We start from the raw sequence: 5,314 nt of genomic DNA, 5'->3' as shown, positions 1-5,314 counted from the left end.
ATCTAGAAGTGGTTAAATTAAGTTCAGACCTCTTTGCGAAAGACCCCAAACTTACTCCTGTATTTAGCGTAATTATCATCCCGCTAACACTAGACATTAATCCGACCGCCCTTTCGAAGGCTCAAATTGACTCTCGAATAACACAAGAAAAACTGCTGTTATCTGAATTCTTCCCAAAAGGCTTAAAGTCAAAATCATTCTTTGTAAAGGGTGCCATCTACGTTCAATTCGAAGTTCAAAACGGTGAAAGTGGAGCATCAAAAGTTTATTACGGTATAAGCATCCTTAACCGCAATAATCGATACCAATTCGTCTTCCAAACCCGAAACGATGCCGACTACTTCTACAAAGACCTCGCCCAAAGAATGCTGCAAGAAATCAAAATAACCGAGTAACGCCCGCGGTGTCACTTTCTTATTACGTAATGCGTATTACGTATTTTCGGAATCTTGCTTCTTGCTTCTTGTTTCGCTTCCTTCTCCCCCTATTGCCTCTCGGCTGAATGCCGATAATTAAAGTACCTTGTAAATTTTGGATGAGTTATGGATGAACAGGAAGAGCAAACACTAGAAGAAGTCGAAGAGCAAAACGGGCTTTGGATTTTAATTGGTCGAGTGATCATCGCACTCGGAATGCTTCTTTTTGTATCTTTTTATGATCCAGATCAAATAGACCTGATACGAATGCTGACTGCGCTCATCGGCATTTATAGCTTCTTCTTTTTCGTCCTCGAACGAAAAGGGATGAAAGACGGGCTTTGCAACGCTATCGAAACAGCAGCGGACCTGGGAGCGCTTACCCTTTTCATCCTTCGTTTTGACCCTCGGGGAGAATTTTTCTGGCTTTTCATGCCGATCATCTGGCTCTCTGCCGCCAACGGACGCGTTTCCGTCGGAGCTACTACTTTGCTCTCATCCGCTTTAGTCCTTTCAACCGCGCTTATGGCTACTCCCGCTCACCAAGCGATTGCCGTTGTGCATTGGCTTCATGCGGTATGTTTGTTAGGGATAGGACTTCTCTTTTCAATTCGTCATGCCCCACAATTCACCGGCGCTAAATCTTCTGTTGCGACAATAGAACGCTTCGAGGATTCATTGGAAACCCTCGAAGACTCCCAGCGAGAACTGCGGACTGCTTATCGCGAACTTATGACCGTCTATAAGACCACAAAGGATGAGTCGGTTGTCTTCAAGCAGGCCTCTGAACTTCTAAAACTGTGCATTCAAGAGACTAATGAAACGGTCTATAAGCGTATTGTGGATACGCTAGTGCTTGAAACTCAAGCAGAAGGTGGCGCCTTATGGCTAACGGGCAGCGCCAATTCAGGGATGACGGTTCGAGCGGCCACTGGTGCTGTGGCAAGACAAATACAAAACAAACGGTTAAGCCTTCCCCAAGGTAGCGATCATGAGAATCAATGGCTGTCCAAAGTTTCACGGGCGTTAAGCCCAATGCTTACTTCTCATGCAGATGCCGCAGCCGATGCGCATACCCCGCCAACCAATCAAGCAATGGCATTACTTCGAACTCCTGAGCGTGTTTTGGGAGCCGTCGCTCTCTATTCCGATACCGGACGAGAATCTCTCGTGGCCATTCGCGAACAATTAGAAGCTTTAAACCCATATATAACGGCTTTGGTTGAGCATATCGAGGACGTACGTTCACAAACGCGAGATTTGGGCCAAACTCACATGCTTTATGAACTAAATAAACTGATCGCCCTCGACCTGAGCGACACAGAGATTATCCAAAAAGTGATAGCTCTTACGAGAGAATGCATTTCCTTCGATGACTGTTCGATTCATATGCTGAATCGCTCGAATGGGCGTTTCGAACCTGCTCAAGTGGATGGCCGTGAAATTAATTTCATCCAAAGCATTGAATTCGAAAAGGGAAATGGAATGGCAGGTTGGGTGGCAAGTCGGCGACGACAAATCTTCGTACCCGACTTATCGAAAGAACGCAGGCTTTTTGCCAAAGAAGGCGAACGAAAGCAGGTAGGTTGCTTTATGGCTGCGCCAATTCAAATAGGTAAGCGTGTATTAGGTGTGATTAGTCTCAGTCACTCAAAGCCATTTGCGCTTTCCGAGGAAGATTTCCGATTACTTCAAGTGATTGCTAACCAAACGGCTGTTCTGCTCGATAGAGCGGAGAGAATTCAACGCTTTGGCGCCATCGGCATAACTGATAGTCTAACAGGTCTCTATAATGAACATTATTTACTGAATCAGTTAGACCAGGAAATCAAGCGCTCTAAGCAATCGGGCGTACCGACATCTTTCATGGTAATCGGTGTATCCGACTTGAGTGTAATCGGGCAAGCTTACAATAGCGCGTGTGCCGACTTCCTATTTCAACATCTGGCTGGCATTCTAATGCAATATTCTGTAAGTTCGAAAATTGCCGCCAGATATGGCACTGATGGCTTTGCTATGCTGTTACCTCAGACCGATGAGGCGGAGGCAAAGCGGTTTATGACCAATCTACAAGAGTCAATTCGTCAATATGAGTTCATGACCCCTAACGATGAAAACCGCATTTACCCTCATATTCGCATGGGCGTTTCTTCATCTAACAGCACAGTTCAATCAAGAGATCAAATCCTTGAAAAAGCTGAATATTCAGCCACGCTACTACCTCTAAATACTGCTTAGCATTGCTAAACTACAACTTCTGCTAGTACAAATTTATCAAATTATTAATTAACCTGTTAGAATCACGGGTTTGCAAATAGAAGTTTATGTGATACCATTATTTTGAAGCACTCTACACGAGCAAGTTTTTGTGGCGTGCGCTAGTGAATTTCGAGATATTTAGATGTAGGATTTAAAGGAGAGAACTATTAAACTCCGATCAATCCGAAGAGAAGTGAATTAATTCATAATGGTTTTTTGTACTAGCGTCAACACAAAATGCTTGATGATGAGGCTATAAAATAAGCCTTGACACAGGGGAGCAGATTTACAAGGTTAGTGGGTTTTATTGGGTCGAGTGATCGCCGCATTGGTGGAAAGCGGAATGATCATTAACCTTAACTTTTGTTTATTCGCCAGTAAGGTACAAGGCGCTGATTTCTGAAGGGGACGACTGCAATGTTTTCGACTGTTGAGAAAGGTTTTGAGAAAACTAAGCCGGAAGAATCGGATGCTTTGGAAGGGACATGTTCTAAGAGCACATTAACTTCTAAACAATCCCAGTGCAACACTTCATCCACAAGCCGCTGCGCTTCATTAATCGGGTTAGCCCAGATATGTCGTCTTCACTGTCACTGGCCTGAGGCGAAATCGGCAGCACGGGAAGCTATTGACTGTTGCCCGAGCGACCCTACTGTTCGCAATCTCCTTATTGACCTTCTTCTCGAACGTGGCGAGTTCGATGAGGTCATCAGTGAAAGCAAAAAGTGGCTAAAGCATGAACCAGGATCAATTGGTGCGCTTGAGGCGTTAGTCAAAGGCTATTGGCAGAAGGTTGACTTCAAGTCTGGAATTCGCACACTATCCCGCCTCCTCGATTTATGTCCGATTGATTTATATCATCGGTTCCGAAGAGGTATGCTCTTTCAGTACATAGGCAATTGGGCGGATGCAATGGAAGACTATAGGCAAGTCATCCGGATGGCAGGTGACGATCCAATTGCTGCATCAGCCGATCAGGCATTAGCGAGTCTGGATAAATGGCAGCTACGTCGCATTACGCAAATGCTTTTCGAATCCCCGTCTTTTCGGGAACACTTCAAGAGCAATCGCGAGGAAGCAATCGCGACTCATGGGTTTTCGTTGAGCGAAGATGGCTGGCGTGTAATACAGTGGATGCAGAGCGATTGGGAGAGTGCGGAGGTGGCTTCTGACTTCGAGTATGCTCGGTTTAGCTGATATTCTAAACGCAATCGGAAAGCGCACCCTATTAATGGGCGTGCTTAACGTTACACCAGATAGTTTCTCAGACGGCGGTTTATTCTTCGATTCCGAGGCTGCCATCGAGCAAGGCCTTCGAATGGCGGAAGAAGGCGCCGATTTGATTGATATCGGTGGTGAGTCTTCACGCCCGGGAGCGGAACCTCTTTCCGCAGATGAGGAGATGCGGCGGGTCATTCCTGTCATCGAATCCCTCGCAAAACAAATTCCTACCCCTATCTCCATCGATACTTATAAAGCAAACGTCGCTCGTGAGGCTGTGGCTAAAGGCGCTCAGATTATTAACGATATCAGTGCGCTTACCTTCGATCCCGAAATGCTTCCTCTAGCTGCCAAGCTCAATGTGCCGGTTTGCTTGATGCACATGAGAGGGACTCCCAAAACGATGCAGGACGATCTCATCTATAACAATGTTGTCGCCGAGGTGAAGGAGTTTCTATCAACACGCATCGATTCATGTCTTCAGGCGGGAATTAAAAAAGAGCATATCTGGATCGATCCGGGAATTGGTTTTGGAAAAGATTTAGAGCAGAATTTAGAACTCCTCAGGAATTTGCCGGAGCTTAAATCGCTTGGTTATCCGGTATTGGTCGGGCCATCTCGAAAGGGTTTTATTGGCAAACTTCTAGGAGGGCTACCTCCGGAAGAGCGTTTGGAGGGAACGGAAGCCGTTGTCGCCTATTCGATATCAAAGGGAGTTGATATTATACGAGTTCATGACATTATCGCGACAAAACGCGTCATTACTATCACCGATGCCCTCGTTCGCGGGATATCACAACAAATCGATTCTCTTCAATAGATTTATTCGGGAGGCGTCATTATGGCTTTGCGTGAATTAGCGGTTCCACCCAACGATCAGGACTGGCAGAAAGGCAATCAGGAAGGTCTCGTGACTATTGTCGAGTATGGCGATTTTCAATGTCCTGTCTGCTATCGCGCTTATTCTGAGCTTAAAGAGGTCTTTGACGCCACAAAAGATGTATTGAGCTTCATCTACCGACATTTCCCCCTAACTGACATTCACCAATATGCTCTCATCTCAGCCGAAGCTTCAGAAGCCGCCGGCGCTCAAGGCAACTTCTGGGATATGCATGATACGCTATTCGAGCATCAGCCCAATTTAAGCCGTGAGAAATTGATAGAATATGCGACAACTCTTAAGCTTGATCTCAGCCACCTAAATAATGCGCTTGATGCAAAAAGTTATCGTAATGAAGTTGTTAAAGATATCCGATCAGGCCAACGCAGCGGTGTCAAGGGAACTCCCGCTCTCTTCATCAACGGTACCCACTACGAAGGCCCCCTACTCGCCACAGAACTAATCCCCATCGTAAGAAAATTAGCCAAGACCGCCTAGACGATCTCCTGTAGGGGCAGAGCAAGCTACGCCCCTACAC

The 5,314-nt window shown here is 46.0% G+C and carries 5 protein-coding genes; all 5 read left to right on the top strand.

What is annotated here, in order from left to right; translation table 11 throughout:
* The coding region (locus tag WCO51_09280) for a hypothetical protein (protein ID MEI6513449.1) at positions 1 to 395 on the top strand (395 nt) is incomplete at its 5' end.
* Positions 396 to 542: 147 nt separating this feature from the next.
* Positions 543 to 2,654 (top strand): sensor domain-containing diguanylate cyclase, encoded by a 2,112-nt coding sequence (locus WCO51_09275; GenBank protein MEI6513448.1) that lies wholly within the window; start codon positions 543 to 545, stop codon positions 2,652 to 2,654.
* A 438-nt stretch (positions 2,655 to 3,092) separates the two neighbouring features.
* Positions 3,093 to 3,872 carry a hypothetical protein gene (locus WCO51_09270; GenBank protein MEI6513447.1) on the top strand — a complete coding sequence of 260 codons (780 nt, stop codon included), beginning with the start codon at positions 3,093 to 3,095 and terminating at the stop codon, positions 3,870 to 3,872.
* Positions 3,856 to 4,716: a dihydropteroate synthase gene (folP, locus tag WCO51_09265; protein MEI6513446.1), complete on the top strand. Its 861-nt coding sequence runs from the start codon at positions 3,856 to 3,858 to the stop codon at positions 4,714 to 4,716. Before WCO51_09270 ends, folP begins: the two co-directional genes overlap by 17 nt.
* 21 nt (positions 4,717 to 4,737) lie before the next feature.
* A complete protein-coding gene (locus WCO51_09260; protein ID MEI6513445.1) occupies positions 4,738 to 5,274 on the top strand; it encodes a DsbA family protein in 537 nt (178 codons plus the stop codon).
* Positions 5,275 to 5,314: the final 40 nt, after the last annotated feature.

It is taken from the genome of bacterium (assembly GCA_037131655.1).
In the GTDB taxonomy this organism is placed as follows: Bacteria; Armatimonadota; Fimbriimonadia; order Fimbriimonadales; family JBAXQP01; genus JBAXQP01.
This window is presented reverse-complemented; position numbering and strand designations above follow the sequence as displayed.